A 17,295-nucleotide genomic window follows, 5' to 3' on the forward strand; every position below is an offset into this window, starting at 1 on the left:
CCCCCGCGCGCGCGTCGCGGGGGTACCCCGCCACCACAAATACTTTGGGCCCCCCAGTCGCGTGGGGGGGGGGGCGCCCCCCCCCCCCCCCCCCCCCCGCCCCAGGTCGTTTGTCCCTTCGGCAATCCGGGTAGCTCCACGGAAGCGGCCGAACGGAAGTGACCGGAGGAGAGACGCCCATGAGCCACCGCCCTGTCGATCATGATCGGATCCCTCGCTCCGGTAGCGTCGAACCGGCGCACGACTTGGGGCGCACGCCCGGGCTGATCGTCGTCGGGGCCGCGGTGTTGGCACTCGTGATGTGCGTGGCCACCTTCGCCCTCGGTGACGCCGGCGCGGGTGTCGCCGCCGCGATCGTCGCCATGCTCACGTTCGGGGCCGGGCTGGCGTGGCTTGGCATGGACCGCAGGCGGATTCGCCAGGCGGAACGAGACTGGCCCGTCGGCCACGCTGCGCGGTAGCACCGCCGGTTGCAACGCCTACTGCAGCGAGGCGAGATTTTTCACGGACTTCTCCACATCGGAGCGCAGGATCCGGGCGACCAACCCGCCGATCGGGCCGCTGAGTAATCCGCCCCTGAGGTCGGCGGTGAGATGGAAATCGGTTCCGGGCTGCTGATCGGTGACGGTCATCGCGACCCCGAGGCGGATCCCACCGCGACCGCGGCCTTGCAGCTCAATCGATTTCGGTTCATCGTAGTTGGTGACCGTCCAGTGGATGACGTTGCGGAAACCCTTCACCTTCACGCACGACGAGACGCACGTGCCCTCCTCGATCTTGTCGGGCACCGGTCCGCGCCACCCGGCGAATATGGTCATCCACTCGTCGAATCGGCTCAGGTCGGACGCCAGCTTCCAGGCGGCCTCCGGGTCTACCTCCGACGACACCGAAACATTTACTCGTGCCACGCCTTGTCGCTCCTCCCCACGATTGCGGTTGGCACCGGCACGGCAACACAGGCGACCAGCGCGCAATGCACTGGATACCCCGGTGGGGCCGGGCCTACGCGTTCGCCGCGCCCTTAGGGCCAGACCTCCTGCAATTGCTTCGCCACGTCGATGATCTGCGCGGACTGCGACTGGGGCGCGTCGATCTCCTCGGCGACGTACTGCGCGACGAATCGGCGGATCTCGCCATCGACGCCGGCGAGGATGCGCAGCACCTCGCCGCGGAAGGACTTCGACGACACGTTGACGGTGATATCGGAAGGCCGCGGTTTCGCGACGTCGACGATCAGCAGCAGCGGTTCGGCGGCTCGGGCCGTGGCCCGCAGCGCGATGTCCCCGGAGACGACGAACCGCTGCTTGTCGAGCCGAAGGTCGAGCAGCAGATCGATCGACAAGGGAATGTGGATGACGAACGTGATGCTGTCGCCCAGGCGGCGGGTGACCTTGGGTTCGTGGATCTTGACGTTGGCGCTGACCTTGGCGATCCCGCCAGGCCCCTGAGCGATGGGCTCCATGGCGAACTCGTTGCCCGCGATGTCGGCCAAAGCGGCGGCGACACGCTCGGGGGTGACAGCGACCTCGAAGAATCTGCGTCCGAACTCTTCGTAGGTGACATAATCGTGAGTCTCCATAGGCTTATACCGTCTCACGCCGGCCGCCGGAACCGTCGCTGATCTGCCCGCGTCGCAGAAATCCGCGTTCGTTACACCCCCGCCGGGATCATCGGTGATCCGGGCGCGCTGTGAAGCACGCCACAGGCCGGGCGCTTCGATTCGATCCTGCGGGTGGTGGCCTGGGAGGCTTGATGACTTGGGAGGTGATTTCGATGTGTGCCCGGAAAATCCCCGAGCGGCGCTCGGACTTCTCGCCCGCGGGCCTGCTCACCTGGCTTGGCGGCGGGCACCGGCGGGAGCTGGATGAGCGCCATGAGCGGTCCACGCACGCCGTCACCGGCGCGGTGGTGTTGTTCGGAGCGATGCTGGCCTGGCTCGTCGCAGCGCTGGCGGTGAGCGAATCGGCCCACTGGTCGCTCCTGTTCGTGGTGCTGCTGACCCTGCTCTTCGGCCTGCTGGCCGGCGCGGTCACCCGCGCCGTCACCTCCGGTTCCGGCCGGAGTCGCGCCGGACTCGCGGCACGGGCGGTGGTCGCGGCCGCCCTCGGCGTCACCGTCGGCGAATTGGCCGCAGTCATCCTGCTCTCCGGCTCGATCGACCACCGTCTCGACGAACGCGCCCTGCGCAACGCCGGCTCCGCGCCGGCGGTCGCGCAGGCGACGGCGTCCCTGCAACAGAGCAGGGATGCACGCGGCGCGCTCGACACGGCTGTCGACCGCGCTCACCAGCAGCAAGACCAGGCCCTGGTCATCGCGCGTTGCGAATACCACCCCACGCCCGGCTGCCCGCAGACCCGGATCACCGGTGTGCCCGGTGCCGGGCCCGAAACGCGCACGGCGAACGAGCTTCTCGCGGACGCCCAGCGCGAACTCGACGACGCGCTGGCGGCCCGGGATCGCCAGGCGCCCGGGCTGGACGCCGAAATCTCCCGCGAAGCGCACGCGCTCGACGAGGCACGCCACGGCGTCACCGCGGACGCGGATCGTGGTCTGGGTGCGCGCTGGGTCGCCATGAACGACCTGACCTCCGCCGACTTCGGTGCGCTGGCGATGCGGCTGCTGACCATGGCGTTCTGCGTGCTGCTCTACTTGCTGCCGCTGATCCTGGGGCGGTGGCGGGGCGAGACCAGCCACGATCGCCGTGCGGCGGCGCGTGCGGAGCGGGAACGCGCGGAACTCGAGGCGGACACGGCGATCGCGATCAAGCGGGCCGAGGTTCGCCGCGAGGCCGAAATCATGTGGGCCGAGCACCAACTCACCCAGGCCCGGCTGGCGATCGAGGCTCAGACCGAGATCGACCGCGAGCAGCAACGCCGGCGCATCGTGGACGCGTTCGATCCCCCGGTGCTGGCGTCGTCGCACCGCGCCTTCGAGCCCGCCGACGAAGACATTTACCTGCCGATCGCCGCGGAAGCCGAGGCCGCCAGCCGTGCGGCCCTCGGCCCCCCCGTCCCGGTGCACACCGCCGATGTGGAGAACTTGCCGGCGCCCATCGCGCGCGAGGTGGAGCCGCGCAAAGATCGGGACAACTCGTCGATTCCGTCGATTCCGGACGCCACCAAGGCCGCGGCGCGCTGGATACGCCCGCTGGTGCCGCCGTTCGTGGCCCGGGTCATCGACACCACGACCGCGCCGCTGCGCACCGCGCGTCACGTCTTCGAAGAGGTCGAGGAGATCACGTTCGCGTTCAGGCGCACCCACAAGGTGACGGTCGACGCCGAAAGTTCCGACGCGGGCGGTCGGCCCACCCGGCCCGCTGAGGCCGGTGAAGCCCCTCCCGGTCAGGCGGGATTCATCGATTCGTCGCGGGTCGAGCGCGCGGCGGTGACCCACCTGGGTGGCCAGGAGCCGCGCGGCCCGTCGCTGGGCGCGCGCGCCGACAACCCGGAGTTGGCGCAGCGGGAGGGTCCGGCCGAACTGGATTCGCCGACCGGCCCGCGTCGGCTCCCGCCGGCTTAACGATCTGAGCTGTCCCTGGTGCGCTCGTAGAACCGACGGACCCGGGCCCTGTTGCCGCAGTCGGCCGTACTGCACCAGCGACGGTTCTGCCGGTGGCTGGTGTCGAGGAACAGCCATCCGCACTCGTCGTCGCCGCATCGCTTGATACGTGAGCCCGGGACCCCCGTCAGGAACGTCACCGCTTCGACCGCGAGCCGGTGGAGCGGGGTTTGCGCCATCAACGCAGGCTCCTGCCAGTCGGCGGCATCCGCACCGACGACCAGGCGCCTGGCCCGCAGCGCGGATCGGTAGGCGTCAGCGACTTTGCCGGCATCGCGGGCGGACCCGCACCCCGTCCAGATGCGATGGAGGGCCTCCCTGAGCTGCTTCGTCCGATGCAGCGCTCCGTCGCAAGCAACGCGGTCCGAGGTGACGCCCGCGGCGAGGGTGCGCGCCTCGCGGAGCGACAACACCCCTGCGTGCTCCGCCCAAGCGACCAGGTCCGGATAGTCCGACAAATAGTCGGTACGGCGATGGGGGTCGCCCCGCCATGCCACCGTGTTGACCAAATCGACTGCGGGATGGCCCCCGCGCAAATCGAGATTGGCCGCTTCCGACCGTGCCATAAGCAACCATGCTAATGGTTAAGCACTGATTTACCCATTAGCATGGTGGGTATCCCCCGACCATGAGACATGTTCCCGCACCCTCACTGGATCGGGTCGGATTGGCAACGGGCGCCTTGTCCGTGTCGGCGTCGGCGGTGCTGCTCAAGTTGGCCGCCACCACACCGGCCACCGCCACGGCCGCGCGCTGCCTGATCGCGTTGCCCGTGGTCATGCTCCTTGCGGCCCCGGAATGGCGGCGCCGCGGCGGCTTGCCACGGCGGGCGCTGCTGTCGGCGATCCTGTGTGGCGCCTTGTTCGCCGGCGATATGTTGCTGTGGACGCAGGCCATCCCGGAAGTGGGAGCGGGCTTGTCGACGGTCCTCGTCAATGCCCAGGTCGCCGTTGTCCCGGTGCTCAGCTGGCTGGCCGACGGGGAACGCATTTCGCGCCGATTCCTGCTGTCGCTGCCCGCCTTGCTGGTCGGCGTGTTGCTCGCCGGCGGCCCACTCGAGCAAGGGATTTCGGGCTCTGATCCCATCCGCGGAACGATGCACGCCGTGGGCGCAGCGCTGTGCTACTCCGGGTTTCTGTTCCTGCTGCGACGCGGCGGGCAAGCCGGCAGGCCGATGCAGACATATAGCGTCGTGCTCGCGACGTCCGCGATTGTGGCGGTGGCAGTCGGCCCGTGGTGGCATGGCCTGCTGGTCTGGCCGGGCTGGCGAGCTCTCGCATGGTTGACCCTGGTTGCCATCACCGGGCAATTGTTCGGCTGGCTGCTCGTCGCCTTCTGCTCGGGCCGCCTACCCAGCACCGTGAGCTCCGCCCTCCTGTTGCTCACCCCGGTGGGTGCTATCACGCTCGGCGCGGTCGCGCTCGGTGAACGCCCGTCTCCCCTTCAGCTTGCCGGTTGCGCACTCGTGATGTTGGCGGGATATCTCGGCAGCACACGAATTTCCCTATCTTCCAACGCATCACACGATGCATGCACGCCCGAGGTTCCGGCGGTTCGTGCAACGCATCCGTCGGCGAGCGCTCGGCGCTAACGGTGCGGCTACTCGTTGCCGAAGGCGGCATAGAGTTCCGGGAGGAAGGCCGCCAGGTGATTCATCTCCTGTGCGCAGTGCACCATCAGATTGCGGGCGCCGGTTTCCGCGTTGCCGAGCACCCGCGAGGCGATCGGGCGCACCGCGCGCGAAGCGACGCCGGGGACGTTGCGCACTTCGATGTGCCGGCCGCCCATCCAGAATCGTGACCGCATCTCGGACCCGTTCGGCGTCGACCGGACGTGGTGGATGAACCATCCGACGTCCACCGGGGCCTCGCTGGATCCCAGCCGGGCGCAGATCGCCACCGCACCGTCGCTGTCGGGTGGGCAGCCCATCGCCGCAGGATCGACGAATTGGATTGCGCCATTGAGCATCGTCGAGCCGATGTACTCGCTGATCAACGACCAGCGGCCGACGTAGCGGTCGGCGCCCCGTAGGCCGACGGCCGCGTCGTCCCGGCCGTCCTGCCGTTGACCTTTCCAGGCGGCGTGCAGATGGGCCCGGGGATGCCACAGCTTGTAGCGGCGGGCGTCGCAGCCGTGCCAGCCGAACCACCACGACCACATCTCCGGCGTGACCCCCGGCATGTCGGTGCGTACCGACACCTGATAGCCGCCGTCGTCAAGGACCCCGTAGCCGGTCTCGGTCCGCTGGTAGCCGTCGTCGGCGACGCGCGCGGCGTCGTCGAAGGCCAACAGCGCCATGGCGCCTTGCGGCCCGTGTTCGAGTGCCTCGACGACATGGCGTGGCAGCGCGGCCATTTCGGGCGTGAAGAACTTGCCGAACGGGGTGTTCGCGTCGTCACCGCGATACCCCAGATACAGATCGCCCGCCATCAGAGTCGCCCCATCCAGCTGTTGAACACACCGTCGGGGTCGTACTCGGCGCGCACGCGGTCGAGTTTGGCCATTGCGGCGTCGCTGGCGAACCGCGCCGGACGCTGGCCGAGGTTCTCGTCGGCGAGCTGAATCCCGATGGCGAATTCGGACATCGCGGCCATGTTGGACCGCGCCCAGTCGGCGTACTTCGCCTCGTCGGCCGGGTCCTTCCACGAACCGTAGAGCGCCAGGTAGATGTCGCCTTCGATGCTGTAAGCCATGTCCTGGCGGGGAGGGCACGGGCCCCAGTTCAACCACAGAAAATGCGCCGGGTGTGGGGGCATGGTGTCCAGGATCGTCCGGATGCCCGGCAGCAGGTCTTCCGCGGGCGCCGACGTCCACATGTTGTCAACCGCGTAGTAATGATCGGACAGGTAATGGCTCATCGCGACGTCATACCAGGTCGCGAGATCGGTTGGCATGTATGGGATTTTGACCAGCGCCCGATCGGCGACCGGGCAGGTGCCGAACAGGGCGAGCGCCTTTTCCGCCTCAGCATCGGAATCCGCGAAGGCGGGCGACGCTAGCGAGATGACCGGGGTGTCGATGCCCATGTTCGGTTCGCCGCGGGATGCCACGGCCTGCAGCTCGACCCGGGGGTCCACTTCGGCGCTGACGGCGCGGGTCCACGCGAAAACCTCGTCGGCCAGCTCGAACGGATAGACATAGACGCTGGTGCCGCAGGCGCCCGGGCGCGGATAAAGCTTCAGATAGAACGACGTGACCACGCCGAAAAAACCGGGTCCGGCACCACGGGCGGCCCAGTAGAGGTCGGCGTTGTTGCTGGCGTCGCAGTGAATCCGTTCGCCCTCGGCGGTGACGACATCGAGGCCCACCACGCTCTCGCAGGCCGGGCCGAAGATTCGGCTGTTCCAGCCGTATCCGCCCTGTAGGAGGTAGCCACCGAGGCAGACCCCTTTGCAGTGACCGCCGGGAAAGAACAAGCCCTGCGCCTCGAGGTCGGCCATGAGGAGGCTGCCGCCCTTGCCCGGACCCACTCGGGCAAGGCCCTTTTCGGCGTCGATGGAAACGTGGTCGAGGCGGCTGACGTCGAGCAGGACGGAGCCGTCGCGCAGATGGCTGGCCGCGAAGCTGTGTCCGCCCGAGACAATGCTGACCTTGAGACCGTGGGCCGTCGCACGGCGGATGCCGGCGATGATGTCGTCGGTGTCGACGGCCTGCACGATCACTTCGGGGTAGCGTTCCGGTACCCGCTGGTGCCAGACGGTGCCACGACGGGCCGCCTCGTAGCCGTCATCGCCGCGGAAATGGTGCCGCCCGGCCGGTAGCCCGCTCATCTGGAACCTCCCGTGATCCGCAGTTCGGATCTTTGTGATCCGCAATGCGGAACACTATAGTGGACGGATGCCGTCCTCCGGGGACAATTTTGCAGCCGGGCGCGACGAGGGCATCCAGGTACTGCGTCGCGCCGCCGCCGCGCTGGACGAGATCGCCGCGGAGCCGGGCCGGTTGCGTCTGGTGGACCTCGGTGAGCGTCTCGGGCTGGCCAAGTCGACGGCTCGCCGGCTGCTGGTGGGCCTGGTCGAGGTCGGACTGGCCAGTGTCGATCCACAGGGCCGTTTCTCCCTCGGCGACCGATTGCTGGGGTTGGGCAATTCCGACGGCGCGCACATCGCGGCGGTGTTCCGCCCAACGATCGAACGGGTAGCGCGCGCGACCGACGGCGAGACGGTCGACCTCTCGGTTTTGCGTGGCCGGCGAATGTGGTTCGTCGACCAGATCGAATCGTCGCATCGCCTGCGCGCCGTGTCGGCCGTCGGCGTCCGGTTCCCGCTGGAGTCGACCGCCAACGGCAAAGCGGCCCTCGCGGCCCTCGACGACGCCGACGCCGAGGCGGTGATCTCCCGCTTGGATCCCGGGTCCGCCGACCGCCTCCGCGCCGAGGTGGCCGAGATCCGGCGCACCGGAATCGCTTTCGACCGAGGCGAACACACGCCGGGTATCTCGGCGGCCGCGATCGCGCGACGCGGGGTGGGCGACAACCTGATTGCTATCTCGGTGCCGGCACCGACGGAGCGCTTCCGGGAGAAGGAGCAGCGCATCGTGGCGGCATTGCGTGCGGCCGGCGAATCGGCGGCCTGGCCGCGCTAGCCTCGGCGGAGCTCGTCGATGCCGGCGTGATTGGAGTTGGAGACGGCCGGGTTACCCCTCGAAAGCTCGGCCGTCCCAACGTCTTGATGCCCGCTCAGCAGGGCACTGCGGCGGAGGAGAACAGCGTTCCCCACTCGTGCCGAGCCGCGGATTGCGCGTCGGTGAAGCTCGGTGTCTTTTCGCCGTCGCCGGCCAGGTGTACCAGCGCCCACGCCATCGCGAATACCGGCACTTTGTGCCGTAATGCCGCGCTGTGCAATTCGTCCAGGGCCGCTTCCGACGGGCACCGGCGAAGGCCGATGAGAATGCCCCGCGCGGTGTCGAGGATGCGACCAGAGTGTGGGCCACACGAGGTCTGGGCGGGAACCCAATTCGTTGTCATGTTGTGGATACCTCCTGCGGCGCCGTCACGAATCCACCACTCGCACAGCGGACGAGGAATTCCTGCGCTACGCATCATCGCGGCCGCAAACCTCAAAGGCGCCCTGTGCCATGATTTGTCGATCTTTCGCGTTGTGCCAGACCACCGCCGCGATCGATACCCGCCTGTGACCGTTCCGGGATCGGTTGCTAATCAACCAATCCGGTGAAGTGCCTGGTCGGTGCCGGAATCCGTGATCTTCGGATCAGTTTGCCAAAGACAATAATTCGTCAAAGCCACCGACGATAGCGTCATGGAATACGTCGTAGTCGGGTATCGCGGTGGTATCGACGTTCAACCCGAGACCACACGTGTCGACATAGGTGAGGAGCGTGACGTTGACCGCCGCGCCGATGGTGGGTCCGAACGCGTACTGGGCCCGCACCGCTGCACCGCCGAGGTAGACCGGCACGGGAACGCCCGGCACATCGCTGGCCACGAAATCGACGTGGCGCAGAACCGAGCCGATGTACCAACGGGGCACCAGATTGAGCACTCCGGCGATCAATTGCGTGTAGGGCAGCGATCTTTCGTTCCGTACCGCCGCGGTGCGCTGGCGTATCGCCGCGATCCGCTTTGCTGGATCCGCCTCGCCGACGGGCACGTCGAAGCGCATCAGCGTGATCCGGTTCCCGCCAATGCCATCGGCTTCGGTCCGCAGGCTGATCGGCATCGTGATGTGCAAGTCGTTCACCGCGACGCCGTGCTTCTCGTGATAGAGGCGCAGTCCACCCGCCACCCCGGCGACGAAAGCGTCATTCAACGCCCCACCGCAACGGTGCGCCGCTTCCCGAAGCGGCCGCGTCGGCACCTGATGCACCCCGAGACGCCGGATCAGGCCACGGTCCGTCGCCAGCGGTGACCCGGGTCGGCTGATCGGCCGGACGGTTCGGTAGACCGATGCCGCGGTGTTCGCCGCGGACCGGATGGTGGCGACGGGCCGGCGGACGCCGTCGTACATCAGACGTGGCACCAACGTGGCCGCGCCCGTCAGGGCGCTGTTGAGCAAGCCGGTGTCGTAGCGCACGGCGTCGCGGTAACCCCCCAGCAGCGCCGGGGCCGTGACCCGTGGCTCGGGCGGCATGGGTTCCACGGAATACAGATCTTCCGAGAGGTCGAACAGGTGCATCGCGATCTGGACCCCGCCGACCCCATCGGTGAGCGCGTGGTGAAACTTGCAGATCACGGCCGCACCGCCGTTTTCCAGACCCTCGACGAACGTCGTTTCCCACAACGCGCGGGCCCGATCGAAATCCTGCATCTCGGCCAATCGGGCCATCTCGAGCACGTCGTCAAGAGTTCCGGGGGCGGAAACTGTCGCTCGCCGCAGGTGGTAATCGAGGTCGAAGTCCCGGTAACGCTCCCATCGCGGCGGGGCCGGCGGAGGTGACTGCACCACGCGCTGCCGGAACATCGGGAGCGTGCGGCTGATCAAGTCGAATCGCTTCCGCACTTCGTCCCAGTCCGGGGGCCGGTCCAGAAGTATGACGCTGACCACGGTCGATCGCAGCCGTGGGTCAGTCTCCATCGCCCAGGTGAACGCGTCTGTGGCGCGCATGAATGCAGTCATGTCGGTGCTCCTTGCACCGAACGTACGTCGGCGAGCGTCCTGGGTCACCGGGTTATCGGCAGCCGATGACTTTGGTCACCACAGATAGCGCCTTTCGTCGACCGTCCCGGCGTCCTACAGAATCGCCTTGAGATCCTTGGCCCTGGCGATGTCGTCCCAATCGACGTCGAGTTCCAGCAGGATCTCTTCCGTGTGCTGACCGTGTTCCGGCGCACGCGCGGGCGCCGGCGGGGTCTCGTCGAACTGAACGGGCGCGGCGACGATCCGGTACTTCTCGCCGTGGTCGTCGACGTTGGTCACCACGTACCCGTTGGGTTCGACCTGCGGATCGTTGAGCGTTTCCCGCGGCGTCGCCAGGGCACCCCACACGCCCGGCTCGTCTTCGAGCGCCTTCTGCCAGTGGGCGAGATCGTGCCGGGCGAACACGTTGGCCAGAATCTCGGTGGCCTCCGCGGCGTTGGCGATCAAGTTGCTCGACGGCACGAATCGCTCATCGGTGACCAGGTCAGCCAGGCCCACACGTTCACAGAACCCTGCCCAGAACTTGTCCGGCTGCAGGAACACCAACTGAATCCACCTGCCGTCGCGGGTCTTGTACCTGTTCACGAGCGGGTTGATGGCCAGCCCCGGCGGCGCCCCCGGGATCCCGTCGATGTCGAAGAAGTCGGCCGCCGAGATGGACGGCGCTATCGCCCACATCGCCTGGGCCAGCAGCGAGGAGTCGACGATCGTCGGTTCACCAGTGCGCTCGCGGTGGAAGAGCGCGGCGCAGACGCCACCGGCGAGCGTCGCCCCGCCTTGGAGGTCGCCGAACCCCGGCCCCTGCACCGCGGGCGTGTCCGTGCCGAACGGCGTGAGCGTGTAGGCGACGCCGCCCCGCGCGAGATAGGTGGCCGCGTCGAACCCGCCGCGGTCGCGGTCCGGTCCCCGCACGCCCAGCCCGGTGCCGCGCGCGATGATGATTTTCGGGTTGAACGAACGGATGTCGTCCACGGTGAGCCGGGCCCGCTCGAGCGCCCCGGGCAGCCAATTGGTAAGGAACACATCCGCACTCGCCAAGAGGCGGCCGAACAGCTCGCGACCGGTTTCGGACTTGATGTCGATGGCGATGCTGCGCTTGCCCCGGTTGCCCAGCTCGAGGATGAAGTCGGCGTCCGGGCGCGCCGCCTGCCGGGTGAAGCCGCCGACGACCAGCGCGCGCCCGGGGTCACCCGAGGCGACGCCCTCGACTTTGATCACGTCGGCGCCCCAGTCCGACAGGGCCGCACCGGCCGACGGCACGTAGGTCCACGACGCCAATTCGACCACCCGCACCCCTTGCAGGACACCACCGCGCACGCCAGACATCGCCAACTCCCTCGGTCGACCAGTTCATTCCTTGCTATTTTAGATATTCTAGCTAGTCTAGGGCGTAGTGGTAGCCCAGCTGCAGGTCAGAGCAGTTTTTCGTGGAAGAGATGCGATGGATCCGACCGTTGGCCCGATTCCAACACCCGTGACCCCGCGTATCCCGGCGAAACGGGACGGCCGGCGGAGTCATTGCGGCCGCACCGACGAATGGTGTTGGGCCCCAACGTGGGTCGCGGTGTAGATACACGGACGAAGGACGGGCGATGGGCAGGGTAACCGGCAAGGTGGCCGTGATCAGTGGCGCCGCACGCGGCCAAGGCCGTTCGCACGCGCGGATGCTGGCCGCCGAAGGCGCGGACATCATCGCGGTGGACCTGTGCGCCGACATCGAGACCAATGAGTATCCCCTGGCCCGGCGGGAAGACCTCGACGAGACGGCCCGGTTGGTCGAGAAGGAGGGCCAGCGCGCGTTCACCGCGGTCGCGGACGTTCGCGATCGGGTGGCCCTGTCCGCGGCGATCGATGGGGGCGTCGCCGAGTTGGGGCATCTCGACGTCGTCGTCGCCAACGCGGGCATCTGCCCGCTCACCGCGGGCCTGCCGCCGCAGGCCTTCGCCGACGCCGTGGACGTGGACCTGGTCGGCGTGCTGAACCTGGTGCACGCGAGCCTCAAGCACCTGCAGGCCGGCGCGTCGATCATCGTCATCGGTTCCAACGCGGCGTTCATGTCGTCGATGAACACCACCGGCATCGACGGGGGGCCCGGCGGTGCCGGATATGCCTTCGCGAAATTGGCTGCCGCGCATTACGTCAACGACTTCGCCCTGGCGCTCGCCCGGTTCTCCATCCGGATGAACGCGGTGCACCCCACCAACGTCAACACCGACATGTTGCACAGCCCGCCGATGTATCGGGCCTTCCGGCCGGACTTGAAAGATCCGACCCGCGAGGATGCCGAACCGGTCTTCCCGCTCGTGCAGGCGATGCCGATCCCCTACGTCGAACCCGAGGACATCAGCGAGGCGGTGTTGTTCCTGGCCTCCGACGCGGCGCGCTACATCACCGGCCAGCAGCTCCGCGTCGACGGCGGCGGCTTCCTCAAGGTCAAGCCGTGGTCGGGTGCGTGATACCGATGACCGACTCCGCACCGGACGCCCAGCGCCGGCTTTATGAGCTGATGGTGCTGATGAAGGCGGCCGACGACCGGCTGTCCAAAGGCATCGGCACCGGCGAGTTCATGTGCGTCTACTGGCCCTCGCGCGGCCAGGAGGCCATCGCCGCCGCAATGGGCGTGGCGCTGCGCCCCGACGATCGGCTGGTGACCACCTACCGCGGGCTGCACGACCTCATCGGCAAGGGCGTCCCGCTCGAGGAGATCTACGGCGAGATGATGGGCCGCACCGTCGGCGCCAGCCGCGGCAAGGGCGGCACTATGCACATCGCCAATCCCGCTAAGGGCGTGATGCTTTCGACCGGGATCGTCGGGGCCGGACCACCGGTGGCGGTGGGATTGGCGATGGCGGCCAAACGCAAGGGTTCCGATCGCGTCACGGTGGTCAGTTTCGGTGACGGCGCGACGAACACCGGGTCCTTCCACGAGGCCGCGAACATGGCGGCGCTGTGGGACCTGCCGATGGTCTTCGTCTGCCAGAACAACCAGTACGCCGAGATGACGCCCACGGCCGACACCATGAAGCTCGAACACGTCGCCGACCGGGCGGCCGGCTATGGCATGCCCGGGGTGCGTGTCGACGGAAACGACCCGCTGGCAGTCAAATCCGCACTCGAGGACGCGCTGCGGCGGGCCCGCTCCGGTGACGGCCCCACCTTCATCGAATGCGTGACGTTTCGCTTCCGCGGCCATTACTTCGGCGACCGGATGCCCTACATTCCCAAGGATCAACTTGCCGCCGCGATGGAGGCCGACCCGGTCCCCCGGTTCCGCAGCCACCTCGCCGACACCGGCATCTGCACTCCGGACGAACTCGACCGCATCGACGACGAGGCGCTGGCGGCGGTGGAAACTGCGCTGCAAGCCGTGATGGGCGCCGATTCCCCGTCTATCGAAGAGCTGGATATGGATGTGTACGCGACCCCGATCAGGTTCCCGGTATGAACACGCAAGAGCGGGAGATGACGATGCGCGAGGCGCTCAACCTCGCACTGGATCAAGCGCTTGCCGCCGACGATCGGGTGTTCCTGCTCGGTGAGGACATCGCCGATCCGGGCGCGTCCGGACCGACCGCGGGACTGTCGACGAAGTACGGTCACGACCGCGTCCTGGACACCCCGATCTCGGAGGCGGCGATCGTCGGCGCGGCCATCGGCGCCGCCATCGACGGCCTGCTGCCGGTGGCCGAGATCATGATCATGGATTTCATCGGCATCGCGGCCGACCAGCTGATCAACAACGCGGCCAAGCTGAGGTTCATGACCGCCGGACGCACGACGGCGCCGATCACCATTCGCACCCAGGTCTACGCCGGGCTGGCCACCGGTGCCACGCATTCGCAAAGCCTCGAGGCGTGGTTCATGCACATCCCCGGCATGAAGGTGATCGTGCCGTCCACACCCCGCGACGGGAAGGGCCTCCTGACATCGGCGATCTTCGACGAGGATCCCTGCCTCTTCGTCGAAACCATTCGGCTGCAGGGCAAGAAGGGTCCCGTCCCCGTCGATCCCGCGTTCTCCATCCCGCTGGGCCTCGCCGACATCAAGCGGCCGGGCACCGACGTGAGCCTGATCGGCTACGGACGCTGCGTGCACGACGCCCTCACCGCCGCGGCCACGCTGGCCGAACAGGGTGTGAGCGCCGAGGTCGTCGATCTGCGCACGCTGGTACCGCTCGACGTCGAGACCATCGTCGACTCCGCCCGCCGTACCCGCCGTGCCGTCATCATCCATGACGCGGTCCAATTCGCCGGCCCCGGAGCGGAGCTCGCTGCGATCCTGCACGCGGAGCTGTTCTCCGAGCTGGCGGCGCCCGTCGAACGGGTGGCCGCCCGATTCGTCCCCAACCCGGCCGCGGCGGCGCTCGAAGCGCAGGTGTACCCCTCCCCGGCACGAATCGTCGCCGCGGCGCTGAAGACCTTAGGGAGGACCCTGACGGGAGCGAGAGTGCATGGCTGACTTCATCATCCGCATTCCGCGGGTCTCGGTGGCCGTGTCGGAGGCCGAGCTCACCGACCTTCTCGTCGACGCCGGCCAGCACGTGGATGCGGGCACGCCCCTCTACGTGATCGCCACCGAGAAGGTGGAACAGGAGATCGAAGCGGGGGCGTCGGGCACCGTGCAATGGACGGGCCAGGTCGGCACCACCTACGACATCGGCGCCGAAATCGGCGTCATCACTTCTTGAACCAGGAAAGGTGAGCACGTATGGATCTCAACGAGACTCGCGAGAGAATCATCTACCAGAAAGAGGGGCCCATCGCCCGCGTCATCCTCAACTGGCCGGAGAAGGCGAACGCCCAGGATCAGAAGCTGGCCGAAGAGGTGGATGCCGCGCTGCTGGACGCCGACCGCGACTACGACATCAAGGTGCTCGTCCTCAAGGCCAACGGCAAGGGCTTCTGCTCCGGACACGCCATCGGCAACAACGCCGTCGACTACCCGTCGTTCGTGGAGAACGCCATGGTGACCGGCCACCCCTGGAAGGCGCAGTCGGACCTGTTCGTCAAGCCGACCCTGAATCTGTGGGAGTTCTCCAAGCCCACCATCGCGCAGGTGCACGGCTACTGCGTCGGCGGCGGCACCCATATGGGCCTGACCACCGACATCGTCATCGCCGCCGAGGACGCCTATTTCTCCTACCCGCCGCTGCAGGGCTTCGGGATGCCCTCGGGCGAATGTTCCATCGAGCCCTGGGTCTTCATGAACTGGCGCCGCGCGGCCTACTACCTGTTCACCGCCGAGGTGATCGACGCCAAGAAGGCGCTGGAGGTCGGCCTGGTGAACGAGGTCGTTCCACGTGATCAGCTCGACGACCGTGTCGAGGCCATTGCCCGGCACATCGCCCAGGCTCCGTTGACGACGCTGATGCTCACGAAGGCCAACCTGAAGCGGGCCTGGGAGCTGATGGGCATGCGGGTGCACTGGCAGAGCTCCAATGACCTGGTCGCGCTGGCCTCGATAAGCAAGGACGTCCAGCAGCTGATTCAGACGGTGTTCAAGGACAAGGTGTTGCCGTCCGAGCACGCCCGGCGGCAGGCCGCGGCGGCCGCGTCGACCGACGGCGCCACGGCCACTTAGGGTTCCGCGGGGCTCGCGCAAGTGAACCTTGCCGATCACGCCACGAGGGCCGGACAGGCGCCGGCCCTCATCGTCGCGGGCGGTGACACGATCTCGCACTCCGCGCTGTACGCCCGCAGCCAGCGCGTCGCCGCGGTGCTGCACGGCGCCGGGCTGCGCCCCGGCGACGGCGTGGCCCTGATCTTGCCGAACCGACCCGAGTTCCTCGAAATCACCTGGGCCTGCCAGCTTTCCGGCCTCTATTACACCGCGGTCAACACCCACTTCACCGCGGACGAGGTCGCCTACGTCATCGACGACTCCGATGCGCGGGCGGTCTTCGTCGACGCCACCATGCCCGAACTTGCCGCCCACGTCCGCGCGGCCAACCCGGCCGTCACCGTTCACCTCGCGGTGGGGGGAGCCTTGCCCGGCTGGCGCGCGTACGAGGAGGCGCTGGCGACGGCCGGTGCCGCACCGCCCGCGTCGGACGGGTCGGAGATGCTGTATTCGTCGGGCACCACCGGCAGGCCGAAGGCGGTCCGCCGGCCCCTTCCGACCGACGGCAACGGTTCCTGGGCTCAGGCGGTGCTGGAATTGGCGCTCACCCACAAGTACGGGATGAGCCCGTCGAGCGTGTACCTCTCCCCCGCACCGCTCTACCACGCGGCCGGAGTGAACTACACCATGGCGGTCAACCGCGTCGGCGCCGCGGCGATCCTCATGCGCAAGTTCGACGCCGAGACCGTCCTGCGGTTGATCGAGACGCACCGCGTGACGCATGCCCAGTTCGTGCCCACCATGTTCGTGCGAATGCTCAAGCTGCCCAGGGCGGTTCGGGAAAGGTATGACGTGTCGAGCCTGCGATGTGTGATCCATGCGGCCGCGCCCTGCCCGGTCGACGTCAAACACCACATGATGAAGTGGTTCGGGCCGATCATCCACGAATACTACGGTGGCACCGAGGGATTCGCGGGCACGACCATCGGTCCGGAGGAATGGCTGGCCCATCCCGGTTCGGTGGGCAAACCCATGTCGCCGGTGCACGTCATCGGAGACGGCGGCGTCGAGTTGCCCGCCGGCCACGCCGGTGAGCTCTTCTTCGAAGGCGGGCCCGCCTTTGAATACTTCAAGGACCCCGCCAAGACCGCCTCGGTGTTCAACGACCGGGGCTGGCGCACCCTGGGCGACATGGGGTACGTCGACGACGACGGCTATCTCTACCTCACCGACCGGTCCACATTCATGATCGTTTCCGGCGGGGTGAACATCTACCCCCAGGAAGTCGAGAACCTTCTGATCATGCATCCCAAGCTTGTTGACGCGGCCGTCTTTGGCGTCCCCAACGACGAGTTCGGCGAGGAGGTCAAGGCCGTCGTACAGCCGGTCGACGGTGTCCGGCCGGGGCCCGACCTCGAGGCCGAACTCATCGAGTACTGCCGAGCGCACCTGGCGGGCTACAAGTGCCCGCGCACCGTCGAATTCGTTCCGGAACTGCCCCGGGACCCGAACGGAAAGCTGTACAAGAGACGCATTCGCGAGCGTTACTGGCAGGGGCGGTCAACGCGGATCGTGTAATCGA

General features: G+C 67.7%; 18 protein-coding genes. 10 read left to right on the forward strand and 8 right to left on the reverse strand.

Annotated elements, in window-relative coordinates:
- Positions 1 to 179 precede the first annotated feature (179 nt).
- On the forward strand, positions 180 to 461 hold the full coding sequence (locus A5750_RS07130; protein ID WP_066953904.1) for a hypothetical protein: 282 nt from the start codon (positions 180 to 182) through the stop codon (positions 459 to 461).
- Positions 462 to 479: 18 nt separating this feature from the next.
- On the opposite strand, the gene A5750_RS07135 is transcribed toward A5750_RS07130, so the two are convergent.
- Positions 480 to 908 carry an SRPBCC family protein gene (locus tag A5750_RS07135; RefSeq protein ID WP_066953901.1) on the reverse strand — a complete coding sequence of 143 codons (429 nt, stop codon included), beginning with the start codon at positions 906 to 908 and terminating at the stop codon, positions 480 to 482.
- Positions 909 to 1,021: 113 nt separating this feature from the next.
- A complete protein-coding gene (locus A5750_RS07140; protein ID WP_066953897.1) occupies positions 1,022 to 1,579 on the reverse strand; it encodes a hypothetical protein in 558 nt (185 codons plus the stop codon).
- Between the two features lie 194 nt (positions 1,580 to 1,773).
- On the opposite strand from A5750_RS07140, the gene A5750_RS07145 reads away from it, so the two are divergent.
- Entirely contained in the window at positions 1,774 to 3,519 is a 1,746-nt protein-coding gene (locus tag A5750_RS07145) for a DUF4407 domain-containing protein (protein WP_067261864.1), read from the forward strand.
- Here the strand turns inward: A5750_RS07145 and A5750_RS07150 are convergent.
- Entirely contained in the window at positions 3,516 to 4,124 is a 609-nt protein-coding gene (locus A5750_RS07150) for a CGNR zinc finger domain-containing protein (protein ID WP_066953894.1), read from the reverse strand. The two genes, A5750_RS07145 and A5750_RS07150, sit on opposite strands and share 4 nt — an antisense overlap.
- A gap of 62 nt (positions 4,125 to 4,186) precedes the next feature.
- Between A5750_RS07150 and A5750_RS07155 the strand changes: the two genes are divergently transcribed.
- Positions 4,187 to 5,149 carry a DMT family transporter gene (locus tag A5750_RS07155; RefSeq protein WP_082959059.1) on the forward strand — a complete coding sequence of 321 codons (963 nt, stop codon included), beginning with the start codon at positions 4,187 to 4,189 and terminating at the stop codon, positions 5,147 to 5,149.
- Between the two features lie 8 nt (positions 5,150 to 5,157).
- On the opposite strand, the gene A5750_RS07160 is transcribed toward A5750_RS07155, so the two are convergent.
- Positions 5,158 to 5,988 (reverse strand): DAPG hydrolase family protein, encoded by an 831-nt coding sequence (locus tag A5750_RS07160; RefSeq protein ID WP_066953888.1) that lies wholly within the window; start codon positions 5,986 to 5,988, stop codon positions 5,158 to 5,160.
- Positions 5,988 to 7,328 carry an FAD-binding oxidoreductase gene (locus tag A5750_RS07165; RefSeq protein WP_067261808.1) on the reverse strand — a complete coding sequence of 447 codons (1,341 nt, stop codon included), beginning with the start codon at positions 7,326 to 7,328 and terminating at the stop codon, positions 5,988 to 5,990. Before A5750_RS07165 ends, A5750_RS07160 begins: the two co-directional genes overlap by 1 nt.
- A gap of 67 nt (positions 7,329 to 7,395) precedes the next feature.
- Here A5750_RS07165 and A5750_RS07170 point away from each other — a divergent pair, with 67 nt between their 5' ends.
- Positions 7,396 to 8,142, forward strand: a complete 747-nt coding sequence (locus A5750_RS07170) for an IclR family transcriptional regulator (RefSeq protein ID WP_067261810.1) — start codon at positions 7,396 to 7,398, stop codon at positions 8,140 to 8,142.
- Between the two features lie 94 nt (positions 8,143 to 8,236).
- Here the strand turns inward: A5750_RS07170 and A5750_RS07175 are convergent, their stop codons facing one another.
- From A5750_RS07175 to A5750_RS07185, 3 genes are all read right to left on the reverse strand, one after another.
- On the reverse strand, positions 8,237 to 8,524 hold the full coding sequence (locus tag A5750_RS07175; RefSeq protein ID WP_066953878.1) for an ANTAR domain-containing protein: 288 nt from the start codon (positions 8,522 to 8,524) through the stop codon (positions 8,237 to 8,239).
- A 244-nt stretch (positions 8,525 to 8,768) separates the two neighbouring features.
- A complete protein-coding gene (locus A5750_RS07180) occupies positions 8,769 to 10,133 on the reverse strand; it encodes a wax ester/triacylglycerol synthase domain-containing protein (protein WP_066953875.1) in 1,365 nt (454 codons plus the stop codon).
- A 114-nt stretch (positions 10,134 to 10,247) separates the two neighbouring features.
- Positions 10,248 to 11,480: a CaiB/BaiF CoA-transferase family protein gene (locus tag A5750_RS07185; RefSeq protein ID WP_066953872.1), complete on the reverse strand. Its 1,233-nt coding sequence runs from the start codon at positions 11,478 to 11,480 to the stop codon at positions 10,248 to 10,250.
- Positions 11,481 to 11,746: 266 nt separating this feature from the next.
- On the opposite strand from A5750_RS07185, the gene A5750_RS07190 reads away from it, so the two are divergent.
- The 6 genes from A5750_RS07190 to A5750_RS07215 are packed head-to-tail and all read left to right on the forward strand — an operon-like array spanning position 11,747 to position 17,291.
- Positions 11,747 to 12,610 carry a mycofactocin-coupled SDR family oxidoreductase gene (locus tag A5750_RS07190; RefSeq protein ID WP_066953869.1) on the forward strand — a complete coding sequence of 288 codons (864 nt, stop codon included), beginning with the start codon at positions 11,747 to 11,749 and terminating at the stop codon, positions 12,608 to 12,610.
- A gap of 5 nt (positions 12,611 to 12,615) precedes the next feature.
- A complete protein-coding gene (locus tag A5750_RS07195) occupies positions 12,616 to 13,599 on the forward strand; it encodes a thiamine pyrophosphate-dependent dehydrogenase E1 component subunit alpha (protein ID WP_066954010.1) in 984 nt (327 codons plus the stop codon).
- Positions 13,596 to 14,612 (forward strand): alpha-ketoacid dehydrogenase subunit beta, encoded by a 1,017-nt coding sequence (locus tag A5750_RS07200; RefSeq protein ID WP_066953866.1) that lies wholly within the window; start codon positions 13,596 to 13,598, stop codon positions 14,610 to 14,612. Before A5750_RS07195 ends, A5750_RS07200 begins: the two co-directional genes overlap by 4 nt.
- Entirely contained in the window at positions 14,605 to 14,841 is a 237-nt protein-coding gene (locus A5750_RS07205; RefSeq protein WP_066953863.1) for a lipoyl domain-containing protein, read from the forward strand. The genes A5750_RS07200 and A5750_RS07205 overlap by 8 nt, the downstream gene beginning before the upstream one ends.
- Before the next feature lie 20 nt (positions 14,842 to 14,861).
- Positions 14,862 to 15,734 carry an enoyl-CoA hydratase-related protein gene (locus A5750_RS07210; protein ID WP_066953859.1) on the forward strand — a complete coding sequence of 291 codons (873 nt, stop codon included), beginning with the start codon at positions 14,862 to 14,864 and terminating at the stop codon, positions 15,732 to 15,734.
- 21 nt (positions 15,735 to 15,755) lie between these two features.
- Entirely contained in the window at positions 15,756 to 17,291 is a 1,536-nt protein-coding gene (locus A5750_RS07215) for an acyl-CoA synthetase (RefSeq protein ID WP_066953856.1), read from the forward strand.
- Positions 17,292 to 17,295 lie beyond the last annotated feature (4 nt).

The sequence above is a fragment of the Mycobacterium sp. 852002-51613_SCH5001154 genome (assembly GCF_001667425.1).
In the GTDB taxonomy this organism is placed as follows: domain Bacteria; phylum Actinomycetota; class Actinomycetes; order Mycobacteriales; family Mycobacteriaceae; genus Mycobacterium.